At 70.9% G+C, this 18874-nt stretch carries 22 protein-coding genes and 1 pseudogene; 10 read left to right on the top strand and 13 right to left on the bottom strand.

Annotated features, from left to right (window positions below):
- The coding region (locus JWP64_RS03010) for a DUF6545 domain-containing protein (RefSeq protein WP_366889297.1) at positions 1 to 581 on the bottom strand (581 nt) is incomplete at its 3' end.
- A 344-nt stretch (positions 582 to 925) separates the two neighbouring features.
- On the opposite strand from JWP64_RS03010, the gene JWP64_RS03015 reads away from it, so the two are divergent.
- From JWP64_RS03015 to arsC, 3 genes are all read left to right on the top strand, one after another.
- Positions 926 to 1390 carry a Fur family transcriptional regulator gene (locus tag JWP64_RS03015; protein ID WP_297491988.1) on the top strand — a complete coding sequence of 155 codons (465 nt, stop codon included), beginning with the start codon at positions 926 to 928 and terminating at the stop codon, positions 1388 to 1390.
- Positions 1391 to 1433: 43 nt separating this feature from the next.
- The gene (locus tag JWP64_RS03020; RefSeq protein ID WP_297491989.1) at positions 1434 to 2915 is read left to right on the top strand and encodes a catalase; all 1482 of its coding nucleotides are present in this window, start codon (positions 1434 to 1436) and stop codon (positions 2913 to 2915) included.
- 159 nt (positions 2916 to 3074) lie between these two features.
- Positions 3075 to 3473 (top strand): arsenate reductase (glutaredoxin), encoded by a 399-nt coding sequence (gene arsC / locus JWP64_RS03025; RefSeq protein WP_297491991.1) that lies wholly within the window; start codon positions 3075 to 3077, stop codon positions 3471 to 3473.
- On the opposite strand, the gene JWP64_RS03030 is transcribed toward arsC, so the two are convergent.
- Together JWP64_RS03030 and JWP64_RS03035 are read right to left on the bottom strand one after the other, a co-directional pair.
- Positions 3448 to 4524, bottom strand: coding sequence for a GNAT family N-acetyltransferase (locus JWP64_RS03030; protein ID WP_297491993.1), 1077 nt, complete (start codon positions 4522 to 4524; stop codon positions 3448 to 3450). The genes arsC and JWP64_RS03030 overlap by 26 nt on opposite strands.
- A 46-nt stretch (positions 4525 to 4570) precedes the next feature.
- A complete protein-coding gene (locus JWP64_RS03035) occupies positions 4571 to 6481 on the bottom strand; it encodes a prolyl oligopeptidase family serine peptidase (RefSeq protein WP_297491995.1) in 1911 nt (636 codons plus the stop codon).
- A 101-nt stretch (positions 6482 to 6582) separates the two neighbouring features.
- Here JWP64_RS03035 and JWP64_RS03040 point away from each other — a divergent pair, with 101 nt between their 5' ends.
- Complete coding sequence (locus JWP64_RS03040) at positions 6583 to 7029, top strand: hypothetical protein (protein WP_297491997.1); 447 nt, start codon at positions 6583 to 6585, stop codon at positions 7027 to 7029.
- Here JWP64_RS03040 and JWP64_RS03045 read toward each other — a convergent pair.
- Both JWP64_RS03045 and uraD read right to left on the bottom strand, forming a co-directional pair.
- A complete protein-coding gene (locus JWP64_RS03045) occupies positions 6971 to 7906 on the bottom strand; it encodes a cation diffusion facilitator family transporter (protein WP_297491999.1) in 936 nt (311 codons plus the stop codon). The two genes, JWP64_RS03040 and JWP64_RS03045, sit on opposite strands and share 59 nt — an antisense overlap.
- Positions 7907 to 7949: 43 nt before the next feature.
- Positions 7950 to 8471, bottom strand: coding sequence for a 2-oxo-4-hydroxy-4-carboxy-5-ureidoimidazoline decarboxylase (gene uraD, locus JWP64_RS03050; protein WP_297492001.1), 522 nt, complete (start codon positions 8469 to 8471; stop codon positions 7950 to 7952).
- 128 nt (positions 8472 to 8599) lie between these two features.
- On the opposite strand from uraD, the gene JWP64_RS03055 reads away from it, so the two are divergent.
- A complete protein-coding gene (locus tag JWP64_RS03055; protein WP_297492003.1) occupies positions 8600 to 8746 on the top strand; it encodes a DUF1707 domain-containing protein in 147 nt (48 codons plus the stop codon).
- Between the two features lie 303 nt (positions 8747 to 9049).
- On the opposite strand, the gene JWP64_RS03060 is transcribed toward JWP64_RS03055, so the two are convergent.
- Positions 9050 to 9637, bottom strand: coding sequence for a TetR/AcrR family transcriptional regulator (locus JWP64_RS03060; RefSeq protein WP_297492005.1), 588 nt, complete (start codon positions 9635 to 9637; stop codon positions 9050 to 9052).
- Between the two features lie 167 nt (positions 9638 to 9804).
- Between JWP64_RS03060 and JWP64_RS03065 the strand changes: the two genes are divergently transcribed.
- Positions 9805 to 10980, top strand: coding sequence for an LLM class flavin-dependent oxidoreductase (locus tag JWP64_RS03065; protein ID WP_297492007.1), 1176 nt, complete (start codon positions 9805 to 9807; stop codon positions 10978 to 10980).
- Positions 10981 to 11183: 203 nt separating this feature from the next.
- On the opposite strand, the gene JWP64_RS03070 is transcribed toward JWP64_RS03065, so the two are convergent.
- The 4 genes from JWP64_RS03070 to JWP64_RS03085 form a co-directional block, all read right to left on the bottom strand.
- Entirely contained in the window at positions 11184 to 12128 is a 945-nt protein-coding gene (locus JWP64_RS03070; RefSeq protein ID WP_297492009.1) for a phosphotransferase, read from the bottom strand.
- 4 nt (positions 12129 to 12132) lie between these two features.
- The gene (locus JWP64_RS03075; protein WP_297492011.1) at positions 12133 to 13065 is read right to left on the bottom strand and encodes a phosphotransferase; all 933 of its coding nucleotides are present in this window, start codon (positions 13063 to 13065) and stop codon (positions 12133 to 12135) included.
- A gap of 114 nt (positions 13066 to 13179) precedes the next feature.
- Positions 13180 to 13365, bottom strand: a complete 186-nt coding sequence (locus tag JWP64_RS03080; protein ID WP_297492013.1) for an RGCVC family protein — start codon at positions 13363 to 13365, stop codon at positions 13180 to 13182.
- Positions 13362 to 13523 (bottom strand): DUF6307 family protein, encoded by a 162-nt coding sequence (locus JWP64_RS03085; protein WP_297492015.1) that lies wholly within the window; start codon positions 13521 to 13523, stop codon positions 13362 to 13364. The genes JWP64_RS03080 and JWP64_RS03085 overlap by 4 nt, the downstream gene beginning before the upstream one ends.
- Before the next feature lie 639 nt (positions 13524 to 14162).
- Here JWP64_RS03085 and JWP64_RS03090 point away from each other — a divergent pair.
- A complete protein-coding gene (locus JWP64_RS03090) occupies positions 14163 to 14936 on the top strand; it encodes a DUF4118 domain-containing protein (RefSeq protein ID WP_297492017.1) in 774 nt (257 codons plus the stop codon).
- 42 nt (positions 14937 to 14978) lie between these two features.
- Here the strand turns inward: JWP64_RS03090 and JWP64_RS03095 are convergent, their stop codons facing one another.
- From JWP64_RS03095 to JWP64_RS03105, 3 genes are all read right to left on the bottom strand, one after another.
- A complete protein-coding gene (locus JWP64_RS03095; protein ID WP_297492020.1) occupies positions 14979 to 15179 on the bottom strand; it encodes a hypothetical protein in 201 nt (66 codons plus the stop codon).
- Between the two features lie 320 nt (positions 15180 to 15499).
- Positions 15500 to 15928, bottom strand: a complete 429-nt coding sequence (locus JWP64_RS03100) for a DUF1003 domain-containing protein (RefSeq protein ID WP_297492022.1) — start codon at positions 15926 to 15928, stop codon at positions 15500 to 15502.
- A 123-nt stretch (positions 15929 to 16051) separates the two neighbouring features.
- Positions 16052 to 16456, bottom strand: coding sequence for a hypothetical protein (locus JWP64_RS03105; RefSeq protein WP_297492025.1), 405 nt, complete (start codon positions 16454 to 16456; stop codon positions 16052 to 16054).
- A gap of 169 nt (positions 16457 to 16625) precedes the next feature.
- Between JWP64_RS03105 and JWP64_RS03110 the strand changes: the two are divergent.
- The 3 genes and pseudogenes from JWP64_RS03110 to JWP64_RS03120 form a co-directional block, all read left to right on the top strand.
- Positions 16626 to 16849, top strand: a pseudogene (locus JWP64_RS03110) (IS5/IS1182 family transposase); the annotation flags it as partial.
- Positions 16850 to 17162: 313 nt separating this feature from the next.
- Entirely contained in the window at positions 17163 to 17744 is a 582-nt protein-coding gene (locus JWP64_RS03115; RefSeq protein WP_297492028.1) for a hypothetical protein, read from the top strand.
- Positions 17745 to 17923: 179 nt separating this feature from the next.
- On the top strand, positions 17924 to 18874 hold a 951-nt coding region (locus JWP64_RS03120), incomplete at its 3' end, for a peroxidase (RefSeq protein ID WP_297492030.1).

The raw sequence follows: 18874 nt of genomic DNA on the forward strand, positions 1-18874 counted from the left end.
GCGCGAGCGGTCGGCTGCTGCGCACGGAAAGCACGGGCCAGCGAAACAAGCAGGTTCACATCAGCCCCTGTGGCGTCCTGGAGCGCGGCCACGGGGAGCTCGACGGGAGCCATGTCTTCCGGTCGACGGTCGAGCTCCGCCTTGAGAGCTAGGGCTTGGCGGAGATACACGGCGAGCTCCGCTTCGGTGCACGTGCTCATGTCCGCGCGGTTGGCCGCGACGCCGATGTAGGGGCTCATCCTGGCGAGCCCGTCGAAGCATTCGATGATCCGGCGTTGGAGTCGGTTGCCGATCCGATCGCCCAGAACGAGTTCCGGCTGGGCTTGCCGCAGCTCCGTCCACAGTGCTTCCAGCTCGCGGTACTGCCTGCGCCTCAGGGGGAAGACCGCGACGTCGCGGATGAGCTGCGCCGGCCCGAGCAACGAGATGTCCACGACAAAGAGGATCAAGGAGACGTTCGAGATGTTCCAGTTGATGATCTCGTAGCGTTGAAGCCGCGGGCCCGCGAGCAGTGCCGGGAGCCCCAGCACCGGCGCCACCGACCAGAAGGCGGCCGCGCTGACCAGCGCGAGGACGAGCACGGGACGCAGGCCGTGGGCGTCGGCGACCCGGCCGAGCAGCGGCGGGCCGAGGCCGTCCCGACCGTCGTCGCCGCGCCGACGCTCCCCGCGGCGGCGTAGCCGTGGCCCAGGGTGAGCACCACGTACAGCGTGATCGTGACCGCCGCGGCGGAGGCCGGGATGCGCGCGAGGAACGCGAGGGCGGACAGCGCGGGGAGCCCGGGGACGGCGAGGACGGCCCGGTACCCGGCCATCCCCGCGGAGCTCACCGACGCATCGTGCCTTCCCGCCCGCCCGTCGCTCCACCGGTCCCCGTTCCGGACAAAACTTGACTCATTCCAGAAAAGGTGGTCAGGTAGCTCCCGATGGAATCTTCATCCGCCGAGGTCGTGCAACGGCTCCGGGACGTCGGCCTCCGGGTCACCGCGCCCCGCGTCGCCGTGCTCGACGTGCTGGCCGGGCACCCGCACGCCACGGCGGACACGGTGGCCACGCTGACCAGGAAGCGGCTCGGTCGCGTCTCCACCCAGGCCGTGTACGACGTGCTCGCCGCCTGTGTCGACGCCGGACTCGTCCGGCGGATCGAACCCGCCGGCTCGGCGGCTCGATTCGAGACGCGCACCGGTGACGACCACCACCACCTGGTATGCCGATCATGCGGCCGCACCACCGATGTCGACTGCGCCATCGGGCAGCGGCCGTGCCTCACCCCCAGTGACGACGCCGGCTACCTGCTCGACGAGGCCGAGGTCGTCTTCTGGGGTCTGTGTCCGGACTGCAGGACGGACCGGGCGGGCGCCCCGGTTCCGAGCTCCACCCGCTCCACCTGATCGACACCGAATGACCGCACCAGCACCGAAGAAGGAGGCGTCCGTGACCGCGACGGAACCCCGTCCGACGACGAACAACGTCGGCATCCCCGTGGCCAGCGACAACGATTCGCTGACCATCGGCACCAACGGCCCGATCCTGCTGCAGGACCACTACCTCATCGAGAAGAACGCCCAGTTCAACCGGGAGCGCGTGCCCGAGCGCGTGGTGCACGCCAAGGGCGGTGGCGCGTTCGGCTTCCTCGAGGTCACCAACCCCGAGATCGCCAACTACACCAAGGCCGCGCTGTTCCAGCCGGGCGTGCGGACCGAGAGCCTCGTGCGCTTCTCGTCCGTCGCCGGCGAGAACGGTTCGCCGGACACCTGGCGTGACCCCCGCGGATTCGCGGTGAAGTTCTACACGACCGAGGGCAACTACGACATCGTCGGCAACAACACCCCGGTCTTCTTCATCCGTGACCCCATCAAGTTCCCGGACTTCATCCGCTCCCAGAAGCGCCGCGCGGACAACCACCTGCGCGACCACGACATGCAGTGGGACTTCTGGACCCTGCGGCCGGAGTCGGCGCACCAGGTCACCTGGCTGATGGGCGACCGGGGTGTCCCGTCGTCCTGGCGGCACCAGAACGGCTACTCCTCGCACACCTACCTGTGGGAGAACGCCGGCGGCGAGAAGTTCTGGGTCAAGTACCACTTCAAGACCGACCAGGGCCACGGCTACCTGACGCAGGCGGACGCGGACCGGATCGCCGGTGAGGACGCGGACTACTTCATCCGCGACCTCTACAACTCGATCAAGAAGAGCGACCACCCGAGCTGGTCGCTCAAGGTCCAGATCATGCCGTACGCCGACGCGGCGGACTACCGGTTCAACCCGTTCGACCTCACCAAGGTGTGGCCGCACGGGGACTACCCGCTGATCGACGTGGGCCGCTGGGTGCTCGACCGCAACCCGGAGAACTACTTCGCGCAGATCGAGCAGAGCGCGTTCGAGCCGTCGAACCTGGTTCCCGGCATCGGCCCCTCGCCGGACAAGATGCTGCAGGGTCGCCTGTTCGCCTACCCGGACGCGCACCGCTACCGGATCGGCGCGAACTACCAGCAGCTCCCGGTCAACGCCGCGAAGTCGCCGGTGAACAGCTACGGCAAGGACGGCGCCATGCGCTTCTCCAACCCGAGCGACCCGGTTTACGCCCCGAACTCCTACGGCGGCCCGCACGCCAACCCGGCGATAGCCGGCGAGACGGCCTCGGCCTTCGGTGTGGAGGACGAGGTCATCCGCTCGGCGTACCGGCTGCACTCCGAGGACGACGACTTCGGCCAGCCCGGCACGATGGTCCGCAACGTGTGGAACGACGGCGAGCGTGAGCGGTTCGTGAACAACGTGGCCGGCCACCTGCTCAACGACGTCTCCGAGCCCATCCTCCAGCGCGCGTTCGAGTACTGGAAGAACGTGGACAAGGAGCAGGGCGAGAAGATCGAGACCAAGGTCCGCGAGGGCCTGGGCAAGCCGTACGACAAGTGAGCCTGGACCCCAGCTGAGCCAGACGCGCTGCACCACCACGACGGGCGGCCCCCGCACCCGAGAGGGTGCGGGGGCCGCCCCGCGTCATGGAGCCATGACGCGGTCAGAACGGCCCGCTATTCGCGTTGTGGAGCCATGACGCGGTTCTAGGATCGGGAGGTGAACCCCGACGACGGCGAGCACGACGGTGTCACCCTCTGGCACAACCCGCGCTGCTCCAAGAGCCGCGGCGCACTGGCGCTGCTCACCGAGCAGGGCGTCGAGCCGGAGGTGGTGCGCTACCTCGAAGCACGCCCGGACCGGGCCGCGCTCGAGGACGTCCTGCGCCGCCTCGGGACGGACGACCCGCGCGCGATCCTGCGTACCGGGGAGAAGGTCTACCGCGAGCGCGGCCTCGCCGACGCGGACCGGGACACGCTGCTGGACGCGATGGCGGCCGACCCGATCCTGATCGAGCGGCCGATCGCGATGGTCGGGGACCGGGCCGTCGTCGGACGGCCGCCGGAGCGCGTGCTCGAGCTCCTGGACGCTCCTACGCCACCCCGTGACGGCCGCTGACGGCTCCCGCGGGGGACAACAGTGGGGCCCTGACCTGCAGCATCCCGCCGGCGATCTCGGCCGTCGGGCGCAGGCCGGCGCGGCGGAGCAGGCGGGTGATCCGCAGGTTTTGGGTCGGCGTGGTGGCGGTGAGCTCGTCGTTGCCCTGCTCCGTGGCGAGCTCGGCGGCCCGGCGGGTGAGCGCGGTGCCCAGCCCGCGGCACTGCCACGCGTCCTCGACGACGACGGAGAAGCCCGCGCCCTCGGCGTTCGTGCGCTCGAGGTTCATCATCCCGACCGCGCTGCCGCCGTCGATCGTCAGGGCCAGCACCGTGCGCGCCGCGCCCAGCAGACCCTCCGCGCCGCCGAGCAGCCGGTCCAGCTCGGCCGGCTCCATCCGCGGGGCGGGGGAGAGGAACCGCGCGTTGCGCGTCGACGGCGAGCAGCGGGCGTGCATGGCCCCGACGAGCGGTGCGTCCGCCGGGAGGGCGGGGCGCAGCCGCACCTCGGAGCCGTCGTGCAGCAGCAGGATGTGGTCCACGACCGGCACCTGCCGCGAGGGCGGGTCCGTGAGGCTCAGCTGCGCCGCGAGCTCGAGCAGTGCCGCGGCCCGGGACAGCTCGGTGGCGGTGAACGCCCACCCCCGACCGAGGTGCACGTGCCGCTGTCCGACCCGCAGTGTGTGCGAATGCCCGGTGGGCGGGGCCGTCGGGTCCACGAGCCGGGCCCGCAGCAGCGTCGCGACCGCCTCCGGTGCGCTGCCCGGGTCCGCCGCGACCATCCGGGCCAGCGCGAGTGCCGTGGTGGCGCCGTCCGCGAGCTCGGTGGCGTCCGCCGGCACCATGAGGGTGCACGGGATCCGGGCCGCTTCCACGGCCCTGGCCAGCTCCGTGTGCGCCGTCCCCTCCGGGACCTTCACCAGCAGCTCGTCGGTGACCGAGCCGTCGTCGGCCGGTTCCCCCACGACGTGCAGCGAGAGGATGTTGCACCCGGCGCGGCCGACCGCCGTGGCCAGCTCACCGAGCCGGCCCGGCCGGTCCTCCAACTCCACGTGCACGCGCCATAGCGCCATGGCGACCGCCTCCTTGCAGAACGACCTCCATCGTCCCGACGGAGTGTTACCGATCAGTTACGTGAGGATTCCCCTGCCGGTTCGGCTCTGTGATCCTTTCCAGCGTCCGTCGCGCGAAGTCGATCTCCGTGGCGACGTGCCGGATCGTCTCCTCGACCACGAGCGACCCGTGCCCGGCGTCGAACCGGGCGACCTCGTAGGGCAGGTTCCCCCGGCGCCGCAGAGCATGCAGGTAGTTGTCGATTTGACGGATCGGGCACCGCGGGTCGTTCTCCCCGGCCAGGACCAGTACCGGAGCCCGCACCGCGTCGACGTAGGTCAGCGGGGACCCGGCCCGGTAGGTCTCCGGGACCTGCTCCGGGGTGCCGCCGAAGAGCGCCCGGTCGAACGCCCGCAGCTGCTCCATCTCGTCCTCGAAGGCCGCCAGGTAGTCCGCGACGGGCACGCCGGCCAGCGCCGCCGCCCACCGGTCCGGCTGCGTCCCGGCGGCGAGGAGGGCCAGGTAGCCGCCCCAGGACCAGCCCTCGACGACGGTCCGCGTGGGGTCCGCGAGCCCCGAGGCGACGACCGCGTCGTACACGGCGGCGACGTCCTCCAGCTCGGTGAGTCCGGGCCGCCCCTCGATCGCGTCCCGCCAGGTCGAGCCGTAGCCCGTCGAGCCGCGGTAGTTGACCTCGACGACCGCGAACCCCGCGTCCACCCATGCCGCGCGCATCGCGGAGAACCGGTCCTCGTCCGCCGCGTGCGGGCCGCCGTGCAGGCTGAAGACCGTCGGGAAGGGAACCTCACCGGAAGGAGAGGCGACGAGCGCGTGCACACGTCCGCCGGGGCCCTCGACCCACAGGTCCTCGACCGGGGCCGACCCCGGGGCGGGCTCGCCCGGCGGGACGAGCAGCCGGCGGTCCGTGCCGCCCGGGTGCAGCGCCCGGATCTCCGACGGCGTCGCGGCGGACGAGCAGGAGTACTCGACGGTGCCGTCCGGCCGGACGTCCGCGGAGCCGACGCAGCCCGGCGCGACCTTCAGCTCGGTGAGCGCGCCGGTGGAGAGCTCGTAGCGGTGGAGCCGGGTGCGGGCGGCGTGGGTGTGCCACACGAGCAGCGCGTCCGGTCCGCCCGCGGTCGTCGGGTGGAAGTCCGCCATGATCTCGCCCGGCAGGTCGAGCGTCAGCTCGGTCTCCGTGTCCGCCTCGACGTCCCAGAGCAGCAGCTCCTCGCGGCCGTGGCGCTCGTGCAGCAGGAGCATCCGCTGGTCCCCGGGGACGGGGGAGAAGGCGAGCGGGCTCAGGCCCTTGCCCGGCCCGTCGGACTTCTCGACCACGGTCTGCACCCCGTCGTCGGAGATCCGCAGCACGCGCACGTCCGGGTGCCGGGAGTCCCCGTGCTCGGAGATCGAGATCGCGAGCAGGGTCTCGTCCTCGGACAGCGCGCCGATGCCCGCGTCCTCGAGGTGCCGGTAGATCAGCTCGGCCGGGGCGTCGGAGTCCCGGCGGTGCAGCCAGATCGACGTGCCTTCGTCCGTCGAGGTGCCGATCGCCGTCAGCCGCCGGCCGATGTCCAGGCCGGCCGGATAGCCGTCCTCGACGCCGGGCACCGCGAGCTCGGGTTCGTCGTCCGGCCCGCGGCCGCCGTAGGGCTCGGTGACCCAGCGGCCGAACTCGTCCCCGTCGGTGTCGTCGAACCACCAGATCAGCTCGCCGTCCGGCGGCAGCGTCGCCATGTGCGTGCCCGAGCGCCGGTCGGTGACCTGGCGGTGGGTGTCCGTCGCGCGGTCCCAGGCGTGTACCTCGGTCGTCCCGCTGACGTTCGACGAGTAGACGGTGCGGTCCGGCGCGTCGAGCGCCCAGTTCGGGCGGGACATGCGGGTGGCGGTGAATCGGGCCCGCCAGCGCTGCTCCCGCTCGTCGCCGAAGAGCCGCTCGGGGACGGGTGCGGTGGGATGGGTCGTCGGCTCGCTCACGCCACCGATCCTCCCTCACGCGGGGGACCCGATGCGGCGCGCGTGGGGAGACTGCGCCACTCTTGGGGGAGATCGCCGTCCGTGACGGAAGGGAACGGGACGTGACCAGACGCCGGGCCGTCCACGTCACCGCCGTCGCGTTCGCCCTGGCCGTGGCCTCGACAGGCTGCGGAGCGGCGCCGATCGCCCCCGCCGAGGCACCCGTCACCGCCGTCCCGTCTGTCGCGCCGGACGGCGTGCGGCACGTCGCCTTCGCCTACTCGGGAGCGGCACCCGCGCCCCCGGCCGCCGTCGACGTCCCGCGGAACGCGACCGTGATGCTGGTGGTGGGCAGCGACGTCACGGACCAGGTGCAGCTGAGCGGGGCCTACTCGCGCGCCGCGTTCGTGACGGCGGGGGCCACCGTCACGCTGACGTTCGTGGCGAGCACGCCCGGCCGGATCGACGTCCGGCTGGTACGGCGGAACGTCACGCTCGGCACCCTCCTGGTCACCAGCTCAGCTCCGAGCAGCGGGCCTTCGCGCCCGGGGGTTCGACCTGCACCGTGACGTGCTCCATGTGGTGCTTCTCGGCCAGCACCGTGCGGGCCTCCGAGAGCACCCGCCCGGGATCGCACGTGTGGCCGACGCCCAGGTGGACCGACCCGACCTCCATGCCGGAGGTGAGCGTCCAGACGTGGACGTCGTGCACGTCCTCGACGCCCTCGATGTGCCCGAGGTCGTGCCGGACGGCGGCGACGTCGATGTGCGCGGGCGCGGCCTGCACCAGGATCCGCACGGCCTGTTTCGCGAGCAGCCAGGTCCGCGGCAGCACCCAGAGCCCGATCGCGATCGCGACCACCGGGTCCGCCCACCACCAGCCGAGGCCGAGCATCACCGCGCCGGCGAGCAGGACGCCCACCGAGCCGATGGTGTCCGCGAGGACCTCCAGGTAGGCACCGCGGACGTTGATGCTCTCCTTGGCGCCCTGCCTGAGCAGGGCGAACACGACGAGGTTGGCGAGCAGGCCGGCCGCGGCGGTGACCATCAGCGCCACACCGGGGATCTCCGGCGGCTCGTCGAACCGCTGCACCGCCTCGACGATCACCCAGACGGCGACCCCGACGAGCAGCGCGGCGTTGGCCAGCGCGGCCAGCACCTCGGCGCGGTAGAGGCCGAAGGTGCGGCTGTCCGAGGCGGACGAGCGCCGCGCCGCGGTGATCGCGGCGAGGGCCATGGCGACGCCCAGGACGTCCGTGAACATGTGCCCGGCGTCCGACAGCAGGGCCAGCGAGCCCGTCGCGAAGCCGACGACGGCCTCGAGCACCAGGAAGGCGACGAGCACGCCGAGCGACGCCCACAACCTGCGGACGTGCCGCCCCGAGGCGCTCGCCGGCTCCGCGGCTCCGCCTCCGTGGCTGTGTCCATGCCCGTGCCCGTGTCCCACGCCGCCAATGTATGCACACATTCGCATGCGTGCAAGAGCGGTCTCAGCTGCTGGACCCCTCCAGCATCCGGGTGAGCCGGAGCCGGTTGATCGCGGCGAGCTCGACCCGCAGCCGCCGGCGCTCCTCGTCCGGGGTGTTGCCGAGTCGTTCCCGGAGCACCGCCAGCAGCTCGTCGGCGCTGCGGCCGGCCGCGCACACGAGGTAGGCGTGCCCGAAGCGCTGCTCGTAGCGCGCGTTGCCCTCCGCGAGCGCGGCCCGGGTCTCGTCGGACGCGGCCGCCATTCCGGCCTGCTCCCGGCGCGACGCCGCAGCGGTCACGTTCCGCTCGCCGATCCGCGGATGACCCGCCAGGGCGGCGTCCATGTCCGCCTCGGTGAGCACGGCGAGCGCCTCGTCCGCGGCCGCGTGGAGGGCCTCCGCCGAGCCGTACGGCCGCCGGGCGCCGACCTGCTCGGCCCAGGCCCGGGACGAGCACACGGCCAGCAGCGCGCGGACGGCGTCCGCGCCCGCCAGGGCGTCGAACGCGGCGGTGTCCTGTGGGCTCCGCCCCGGGGGTGTGCTCACGGCTCTCCTTCACGACTGCGTGACGACAGTGTGCCTACCGGGCGGGTACCGACCGGATGGGTACCGACCGGATGGGTACCGACCGGGTGGGTACCGATCGGGTCCCGGCGGGCCGCGGTGATGGCAGCATGAGCGACGTGAACCAGCCGATCCGTTCCGAGGACATGCGAGTCCCCGACGCCGATCGGACCACCGTGCAGCGGCACCTGCAGTGGGCCCAGGGCGAGGGGCTGCTGGATATCGACGAGTTCGACGAGCGCGTGTCCGCCCTGTGATCGACGAGGACCCGCGGCGAGCTGGACGTGCTCACCCGGGACCTCCCCGCGCCGACGCCTCCGGCGGGCCCGCCCGCCCCGCGGCCGAAGGGGCAGGTCTTCTCGGACACCGGCGGCGGCACCGCGATGCGGGTGCTCACGATCGTGTTCAGCTCGATCCTCACCGTGAACGTCGTGGCCTGGGGGCTGGTGTCCGCCACGAACGGCGACGCCGCCTACCCCTGGTTCGTGTGGAACGTCCTGCCGCTGGTGGTGCTCGGGGTGCTCTACGCCGCCGGCATCGGCCGGCCGATGCCGGGAAGGCTAGACGGGCAGGCTCTCCGGGCTGGTCAGCAGCCGCAGCGCCTCGGAGATGTCCGTGCCGGTCGGCGCGTTCTGCGGGTCCAGGAGCCACTGCATCATCACGCCGGTGAGCAGCGCCTGGTAGAAGCTGCCGAGCACGTGACCCTGCCGGTCCGCGGCGTCCGGGTCCTCCGGCAGCGCGTGGAACATCGACGCCAGCTCCTCGCGGGTCTCGCCCTGCGCGTCCGCGAGGACCTCCCGCAGCCGCGGCATCCGGCCGGCCTGCGCGAGCGTCTCGATGTAGGTGACCCAGAGCCGTCGGTGCGTCCGGAACAGCTCGACGACCTGGATCCAGGTCTGCTCCATGCGTTCGGCGGGCGCGGCCGTCGGGTCGACGCAGGCGAGGGCCTTGTCCAGCTCCTCGTTCCACTCCGCTGCCGTGCGCACCGCGGCCTCGGTCAGCAGCGCGTCCTTGGAGCCGAAGTGGTAGCCGATCGAGGCGAGGTTCGTGCGCGAGGCGGCGACGACGTCGCGGGCCGTGGTCTGTCCGAAGCCCTTCTCGTAGAGGCACTGTGCCGCCCCGGTGAGCAGGTCCTCGCGATGTCCCATGGTCGGCGACCCTAGAGGATGGTCGATGCGTGCCTCTCCGACAGTCGTTCACTTCGGCGGGTGTCAGGAAAACGCACAGTACGGGGCACGTGACCGGCGTCATGCTCTGGGGGTCCGGCCCGCGCCATGGGCCGCGACGTGTCGATCAACGACGATCAGGAGCACTCGTGAGCAGACTGCGTTTCGGTACCTTCCTCGCGCCCTTCCACGTCCCGGGGCAGAACCCGACGTTGGCGCTGCAGCGCGACCTCGAGCTCGTCGAGCACCTGGACAAGCTCGGCTACGACGAGGCGTGGATCGGCGAGCACCACTCCGCCGGCAGCGAGATCATCGCGTCCCCGGAGATCTTCATCGCCGCCGCGGCCGAGCGCACCCGCAACATCAAGCTGGGCACCGGCGTGACGTCGATCGCCTACCACAACCCGCTCTGGGTGGCGGACCGGATGGTCATGCTCGACCACCTCACCCGGGGCCGCACGATGCTGGGCGTCGGACCCGGCTCGCTGCCCACCGACTCGTCGATGATCGGGCTGAACCCGACGGAGACGCGGGAGCTGCTCGCCGTCAACCTGGACATCATCATGCGGCTGCTCCGCGGCGAGACGGTCACCGAGCAGACGAGGACGCACAACCTCGTCGACGCGCAGCTGCAGCTCGCGCCGTACACGGACCCCTGCTTCGACGTCGCCGTCGCGGCGGTGGCGTCGCCGACCGGGCCGCGGATGGCGGGCCAGCACGGTGTCGGCCTGCTCTCGATCGGTGCGACCCTGACCCAGGACGGCTTCGACGCACTGGCGCACCACTGGAGCGTCGTCGAGGAGCGGGCGGCGCACTACGGCCAGCCGACGCCGGACCGCTCGGGCTGGCGCCTCGTCGGGCTCATGCACATCGCGGAGACCAAGGAGCAGGCCTACCGCGATGTCGAGTTCGGCATCGTGCCCTGGTTCAACTACTTCCAGAAGGTCGCGGCGTTCCCGCAGATGGCCGTGGGCGACAGCACGGACGTCAAGGGCATGATCGACTTCGTGAACGAGGCGGGCATCGGCGCGATCGGCACCGTCGAGGACGCCCGGGCCCAGGTCCAGCGCCTGATGGACCAGAGCAACGGCGGCTTCGGCGCGATGCTGCTCATGGGCCACGACTGGGCCAACCCCGAGGCCACGAAGCGCTCCTACGAGCTCATCGCCCAGCAGGTGTTCCCGCACTTCCAGGGCCAGGCGGCGGGCACCCTCGCGGCCAAGCAGCGGGCGTTCGACACCCGGGACGCGCATTCGGCGTCGCAGCTGGCGGCGGTGGAGCACATGACGAAGAGGTACGAGCAGGAGCTGGCGGAGAAGGGCTGACGCGGTGCAGGCGGCGGGCTCCCGCCGGGAGGTGGGAGTCCGCCGTCGCACCGGTCGGTCGCGGGTGTCGTCGTCCCGGTAGCCGTCGAAGACGACCTTGAACTTCGTCCTCGGGGCGGTGACGCAGCCGACCGATCCCGATCACCCCACTGCGCTCCCCGCTGGGGCGGACCTGCACTCAGGCGGCAGACGGTAGCGCCGATCTACAGCGTCGCGAGCCAGGACGCCCATCGCGGGTCGCCCATCGCGATCCCCGCGCGCATCAGCTTCCACACCCCGTACTTGTGGTAGTCGTAGTCCCAGGTCGTGTTGAGCACGTGGTTCACACAGCCCCACAGGCCCCACCGCACGTCGGCCAGGGCCCGGAACACCTGCACGCGCGAGACGAGCGGCCGGGTCGTCGAGCCGTGGTAGGCCTCGATCAGCGCGAGGGTGCGCTGCTCGTCGTAGAACATCTCCGCGGCCAGCACGGCGATGTCCGAGGCGCGGTCGTTGTTCGAGGCGAACTCGTAGTCGATCATCCGCATCGGCAGGCCGTCCGCGACGAGGAAATTGCCGGGTGTCGGGTCGTTGTGGCACACGACGAGGTCCAGGCCCGACGCGAGCACCGCGGCCCGGGCGGCCTCGTACCCGGCGAGCACGCCGGCGACGTCCGCCGGCAGCCGCACGCCGAGCGCCCGGGCCTGTTCGAGGTGCTCGTCCGTCATGTCGAAGACGGTCTTGGTCAGACTCAGCGGCGCGGCCGAGTGCAGCGCCCGGTAGAGCCCGACGACCTGTCCCGGCAGTTCCGGGCGCCGGAAGTCCCCGGTGGTGCAGGCGCGGTAGGACTCCAGGTACTCGGTCACCTCGATGCCGGTGGCGGGGTCGAAGAGCACCGTGTCCGGCCCGATGCCGAGCTCGGCCGCCCGCAGCGCCGCCTCGTGGGCGGCGCCGCGGTCGATGAACGCCTCGCTGCCCGGGCCCGGGATCTTGATCAGATACCGCCGCGGTTCGCCCTCGACCGTGAGCCGCCAGGCGTCGTTCTGCAACCCGCCCGGGACCGGGGCGTACCGGATCGCGCGGCCGGACCAGCGGTCGAGCGTGCCGAGGGCCTTCTCCACCGCGCGCTCGGCCTCGGTGCGGGCCGAGCCCAGGAACCTGTCGTCCATCGCTTCACAGGCTCCGGAGGTGCTCGGCGAAACCGGGTCCGCGCAGTCCTGCGCGGGCCCGCAGGAGCTGCCATTCCGCGAACTTGGCGTAGTCGAGGGTGCCCGGCCGGACCGCGTCCGCGTAGAGCCCGACGAGCGCCCACCGCAGCTGGTCCGCGACGCCGTAGACGCGGGCGCGGGCGAACAGCGCGGCGTCCCACGAGCCGTGGGCCAGCTCGAACACCTCCCGCGCCTCGTCGTCGCGGGGACGCAGCTCGGCGAGCAGCACCCCGAGATCCTGCATCGGGTCCATCAGCCCCGCACAGTCCCAGTCGACGAGCAGCAGCCGGTCCTCCGTGACGAGCACGTTCGACACCGTGCCGTCCCCGTGGCAGGGCACGAGATCGATGCCCGTCGCCGCGATCCGTTCCTCGGCGGGCGCGAGCATCCGCACCATCCGGTCCAGGTCCTCCGGCACCGCCGCACCGGCGCCGTGGGCCAGTCGGGCAGCGGCCCGGACCTCGTCGAACACCGGGCGGCGACGGGTGAGGCCCCGCAGCTCGTGCACCCTGCGGCGGAGCGCGACGAGCCGCTCGACGTCGGCCGGGTCGTCGAACCGGTTGAGCGTCGCGGTGGACGCCCGGCCGGTCAGGTCCTCCATGACCAGCAGCCCGAGCCCCGCGTCCGCGACCAACACGCGCGGCCCGATCCCGGCGTCACCCGCCGCCCGGGCCGCCGCGAACGCGGCCGGGACGTCGACGTAGCCGCGGGCGTGCGGCTCCATCACCTTCACGAACGCGGCCGTACCCGCCACCGGGTCGGGCGCCGGTGCCCGCAGCGACCACCGCTGCGAGTCCGCGCCCCACCAGCTCGGGCTGGCCACGGTCGGGGCGCGGTCGACGGCCGGCTCCGTGCCGGCCCACAGCCCGGCTCGGCCGAGGACCTCGCGCACGTTCATGGCCTCACGATGCGGCCTCGCCGGAAGGCGCGGGCCACCGGGGTCTCCGGTCCTGCTGCTCGAGCGGCCCGCCCGGCCTCCGGGCAGGTCGGTCGGGTCGCCGCGGGGCCGGGCTCAGGTTCGGGTGCTGACCGGCCGGCAGACGCAGCCGCGGTCCCGGGACATCCGGACCGTGGCCGTGCAGAACCGCACGTCGATGGCGGTGTGGTCCGCCCATGGGTGCACGCAGGCGTGGCAGACCTCGTCGTGCGGATCCGTCTCGGTGCTGTGGATCGGCGCGGAGTCCGCCACCGTGGTCATCGGACGACCTCGGGGATGTGGTCCAACGCGCTCAGGGCGTGCACGGCGAGCGCGTGGGCAGCGTCCTCCGTGAGCCCCGAGTTCGTGCGCAGCGCCTCGGCGACGAGGGCGACCCGGCGTTCGTAGGGAGAGAGGAAGGTGATCGAGGCCGACGTCATGTCAGGTGTTCCGTCCCCCGGCACAGGGTGTCCGGCGGTGGCCGATCGCCGAGGACGACGCGGACTCGAACGCCCGCATACAGGAATGCTCCCGGCGGGCGGACTCTACGCCCTGCGCGGTGTGTGACGGACGGCGAAGCCGCGGGAGGCGCCGACCGGCGGTGCGGACCGTCTCCGGGAACGACGAAGGCCCCCTGAACCAGATGGTCAGAGGGCCTTACGCGTGGTCGGGGTGACAGGATTTGAACCTGCGACCACTTCGTCCCGAAGCAATCGCTACCTGCGATCAACATCGATGGACGTGCAGGTGGGGGGACGGTCTGTGTCCAGAGACGTCCATGGTCGGGCCCTGCTGCGCGAGGCCGTTGTTACTCAGCTGGGTACTCGGGAGACCTGGCAACTAGCGATTCCGAGATCACTTCTCGGCGGGTGCGGGGAGCGCTGGACGGAGCCGCTGACCTGCATGGGGCTTCTGGCGGTCGGCGGCTGGCGGCCGCCGCTCGTGATCGTGCCCGTCACCGCCATGGGGCTGGCACCTTGGGGACCATCAGTGACGCCGTGGCCCGGGCAGGCCGGGCAGCGCCACGTCGGAGTCTTGGTTGACAGAGGCATCGGTTGGAGTTTGATGGTGGAGTGCAGGTGGGGCCGGTCCTGCAAGCTCATCGTCCGCTCGTTGTCGGCGCCGCTGCCGTGGTGCCCCTGGTGGCCTGCGGGGTGCTCAGCCTGTTCCGAGACAGCGTTGCGAACACGAATGCGGCTCTCGGCCTGGTGCTGCTCATCGTCGCGGCGGCCTCCACCGGCATCCGAGCAGCCGGCCTCGTCGCCGCACTCTCGAGTGCGGCCTGGTTCGACTTCTTCCTCACCGAGCCGCACAACCAGTTCGTCATCACCGACCGCGCAGACATCGAGACTGACGTGCTGCTCATGCTCGTCGGTGTGGCCGTGACCGAGGTAGCGCTCTGGGGGCGTCGTCAACAAGCCCGCGCCAGCCGCGAGCGAGGCTACCTCGACGGCGTGCTGAGCGCCGCTGCGACGGTCGGCGCCGGCCGCTCGTCCACCAGATCGCTCATCGATCACGTGTGCGAACAGATCGTCGATGTCCTTCAGATCGACCGCTGTCGGTTTGATCCCGGTGATGGTCCAGTCCTGGCGACCCTCAACAACGACGCGACCATGACTTACAACGGTCATCCGTTCAACGTCAGTCGACTCGGACTGCCCACCGATTCGGAAATTGCCCTCGTGACCCAAAGCGGTGGCGTGGCTCGCGGCCGATTCCTGCTCACCGCCGCTACCCGGGTCGTCAAGCCAACCCTGGAACAACTACGCGTCGCGGTCGCACTGGCCGACCAGGTCGGCGCCGCGCTCGCCCCACCTGACCTCGACGGACAACCACCGAGCAGCACTTCCTAGTACTCGAGCCGTAGATCGTGATCATGTCTCTGCCCAGTCAGCTCACGGGACGGACGGGGTACACCAGGGCCTCGTCGTCGTGTTGCTTCGCGCGGGGCGACGTACGGCCGCCGGGTTGGCGCTCGCTTCCCACTCGTGGATGCGCGTGAGGACCTCGGCGAGCTGGTCGGAGGCGTATTGCGAGATGGCGTGCCAGTCGAGTCCGGTGCGGTCGATGAAGCTGGCGGCGTCGTCGCTGCTCACAGCGGCGGAGGATGCGGGATTCGAATCCGCGAGGGTGTGAACCCAACACGCTTTCGAGGACCGGGACCCACAGTCCAGCGACGCCGCCCAGATGCCACCTCACCACCCGATGAGCCCCTCTCGAGTCGCTAGGTGTTGCACTCGTGGTGGCATCCGCGACTGCCACCACGAATGCATCATCGAGCCAGCGTCGACCGCTTCACGGGCCACCAGGGCACTGGATTTGCAGCGGAGCGCCGCCCGGGTCCGGTGTCGCCTCTGACCTGCATCGCAGCGGCTCAAGGCATCGACAACCGACCGGTGGCTGTCCCGCCGTGGGCTCATTGCCGGTCGTCCGTGGCCGAATTCGTAGTGGGATGACCGAGCACGTGATCGTGGATCTGTCTTGTCAGCGCTTGGGTCTCGCGGGTCAGCGCGGTGTTGGTCTTAAGCTCCTGTTCCTGCTCGACGAAGTCGTGGTTGGCCTTGGCCTGCTGGAACGCTGCCGCCCGATTCTGGCCGATCATTACGAAGGTGGACAGGAAGATCGCTTCCAACGAGACGACGAGCGTCAACTTGGGCCACGGATCTCTCTCCAAGAAGATCATCCAGACGGCGAAGACGACGGCATGGATATAGACGAACTTCATCGAACCGGCGAAGGCGGTGATGCTGTCGGCCACGCGAACCTGGAAGTGCTTGCGCCGGGCCTCAACTTGCTCGAGCACGGCCGGGTGTTTTGGCGGGCTGGCCCGATTAAGGATGGCCACGATCTTCCCTTCCGCCAGCGCCTCGCTACGTTCGGCGCAATACTTGCCTGTGCGACTTCCCCGCCAAGGGCCCGGCGATCAGTCTGACCGCCGGCCCTCTCCTGCAACGGTCAGAGGCCAAGGTCAGGTGCCGGCCGCCTTGACGAGATCGTCGGCGCGCACGCGCGCGTCGATTGCGGCCAGGCGCGCGTTGTCGACAGCCCACTCGGCGTAGTCGATCGCGGCGGCCGCGTCCTCTTCTGCCCAGTCCGCGTCGTTCGCGGCGGCGCTGGCATCGAGTTGGGCGTTCCGCTTGTCGATCTTCGCCTTGAGGTCGTCCATCTTGGCGCTGGCGTCGGCCTTCATCTGGGCCCACTTGCTCCGTGCGCTGTCCGCGGCCTCACCGGCTTGCTGCTGCGCGTCCTTCACGGTCAGGTCGATGTCGGCCTGAGCCTGATCGATTCGCTTCCTGAGCTGGTCACGGGTCTCCGCCGTGGCAGCCTGTACCGCCCGCTTGGCCTCGGCGGCGCGCGTCTGCAACGCGTCCATTGTGCCGAATAGTCCATTAGTCCTCCTGACCCATCGCTCGCCGGTCGCATTGCCAGCGAAGCGTGTCCCGCCTGCTCGCGCAACGGGCAAAACGATCGGATTTCGGGAAACCTACTCGTCCGAACGGACGCCGGACTTTACCTACGAGTCCGTTCAGAATGACCTTGGCCGGAAGTGCCGTGGGCTCTTCGCTGATCGCAGCTACGCCCTCGACACCTACCGGCCCCTTTTGCGCGAGCGCGGCGTCACCCCGCACATCGGCCGCCATGGGGTTGCCCACGGCTCCGGGCTGGGCACGATCCGCTGGGTCGGCGAACGCGGCTTTGCCCGACTGCACGCGTTCAATTGGCTGCGCACCGTTACGGGCGAGGAGTCGACATCCACCTCCAGATATTTACCACGCCGAAGATGATCACCGGGCAGTCTCAATTCCAGTCTCATTCGCTGCCGTCCAGCTCGGTCCGGCGAGCACGGTGCAGTACCGCCGGCGTCTCGTCGGTCACAGTGAAACGACTGTGACCGAACTCGTGGGGGACGCGGCACGAGCCCATTGCCCAGTCGGGTCCCGGTTGTCAACCGCTCACCGGCTCACCCGCTACGGGTGAGGCTCGGTCGTCACGGCATTGCAAGTCTGTGCAGGCGGGTGTGCAGCACCCACCGGCCAGGATCCATCTCGCAGAGCATCCGTGATCAAGGAGAAGCTTCGATGACTTCGACGAAGACCGGCCAGTCGACCCTGCCAGAGCGGCCAGGCCTGACGGACGGGGTGGCCGGGGAGTTCACCGTCTACACCACGATCAAGCCGGGCCACGCGGACCAGCTGCGCCAGGATCTCGCCAATGTCATGAGCGCGTTCGCCAAGGATCGGTCAGCGCTTCAGCAGATCGGGACCCTGCACGACGCGCGGCATGTGATCTTCGACGACGACACGCGGTTCATGTTCGCCAGCGTCTTCGACGGTCCCTGGGACACCTACATCGACGATTTCGCCACGACGGTCGTCGGGGACAATTTCGACAAGATCTTCGCGCACTCTGAGGGGTTCCCCGGCATCAAGGATCCCGGCGTCAAGGACTGGTTCGTTGCCCACCAGGCACCGGCGCTCGCCTTCGTCAGCTCCTACCCGGACCTCACCGTCAAGCAGATCTGGAAGGACCAGCGCGTCAACGAGGCGTTCCAGGCCGTGCTCGACACACCCGAGTTCCGGGCCGCGCTCGAGGACCCGGCCAACGCAGCCCTGGTGGCCACGCCGGCCTTCCAGAAGCTGCTCGACGAAGCCTCCGCCTGAGGACGCGAACTCTCACGGTGCCGGGCCCGACAGCGGGTGGTGCCGGTTAGCGGGTCGACGTGCACGAGGTCCCGGCCGAGAGAGGTCGTGAGCTGGGCGGTCCGGCCGGGCGTCGCGAACGCGCCCGGCCCGGCCCGTGCCGGGCCATCGCTGGACGCTGAGAAGGAGGCACGGCACGCATGAACGCGATGGCGAGGACCAGCGCACCGAGCGTGGGTCTCGAGGTCGACGACATCCAGAGCGGAGCGCTCCACCCCCGGCCGGTGCCGTACACGGGCAGGTTCTTCCTCCTGCGCGTCGATGACCCCGGCGCCGGGCGGGCCCTCCTGCGGCGGCTGCTCCCGGCGATCGACGGGGGGCTGCCGAGCTCCCATCCGGATCAGGACGCCTGGGTGGCCCTGGCCTTCACCCACCAGGGACTTCGGGCCCTCGGCGTCCCCCAGGAGTCGCTCGACAGCTTCCCGCCGGCGTTCCGGCAGGGGATGGCGGCCCGGGCGGAGCAGATCGGCGACGTCGGGGAGAGCGACCCGGCCCACTGGGAGCCGCCCTTCGGAACGCCCGATGTCCACCTCGCGGTGAGCGCGCTTGCGCCGGACGAAGCGCGCCTGGAGAAGGCGCTGGATCGAGCTCGTGCCGCCCTCCAACAGACGCCCGGGGTCGAGGTGATCTGGAGGCAGGAGGTCCACCAGCTTCCCACCGGACGCACGACCTTCGGCTTCCGTGACGGCATCAGCCATCCGAGCATCGAGGGGCTCGGGATACCGGGCTCGAACCCCCACGAGGCCCCGCTCAAAGCCGGCGAGTTCATCCTCGGCTATCCCGATGAGACCGGGAACCTCCCGCCCATGCCGCAGCCCGAGATCCTTGGGCGCAACGGCACGTATCTGGCCGTGCGCAAGATCCACACCAAGGTGGCCGCCTGGCGCCAGTTCCTGCGGGCGAACAGCGCCACCGCCGAGGAGGAGGGGCTCCTGGCGGCCAAGATGGTCGGACGGTGGCCGAGCGGGGCACCGCTGACCGTGTCCCCCGAGCGGGATGACGAGGCGCTGGGGGCGGATCCGCACCGCAACAACGACTTCCAGTACCGGGCAGACGACGACCGCGGCTTGAAGTGTCCCGCCGGCGCTCAC

Origin of the sequence: Pseudonocardia sp. (assembly GCF_025465255.1) — a bacterium.
Taxonomy (GTDB): domain Bacteria; phylum Actinomycetota; class Actinomycetes; order Mycobacteriales; family Pseudonocardiaceae; genus Pseudonocardia.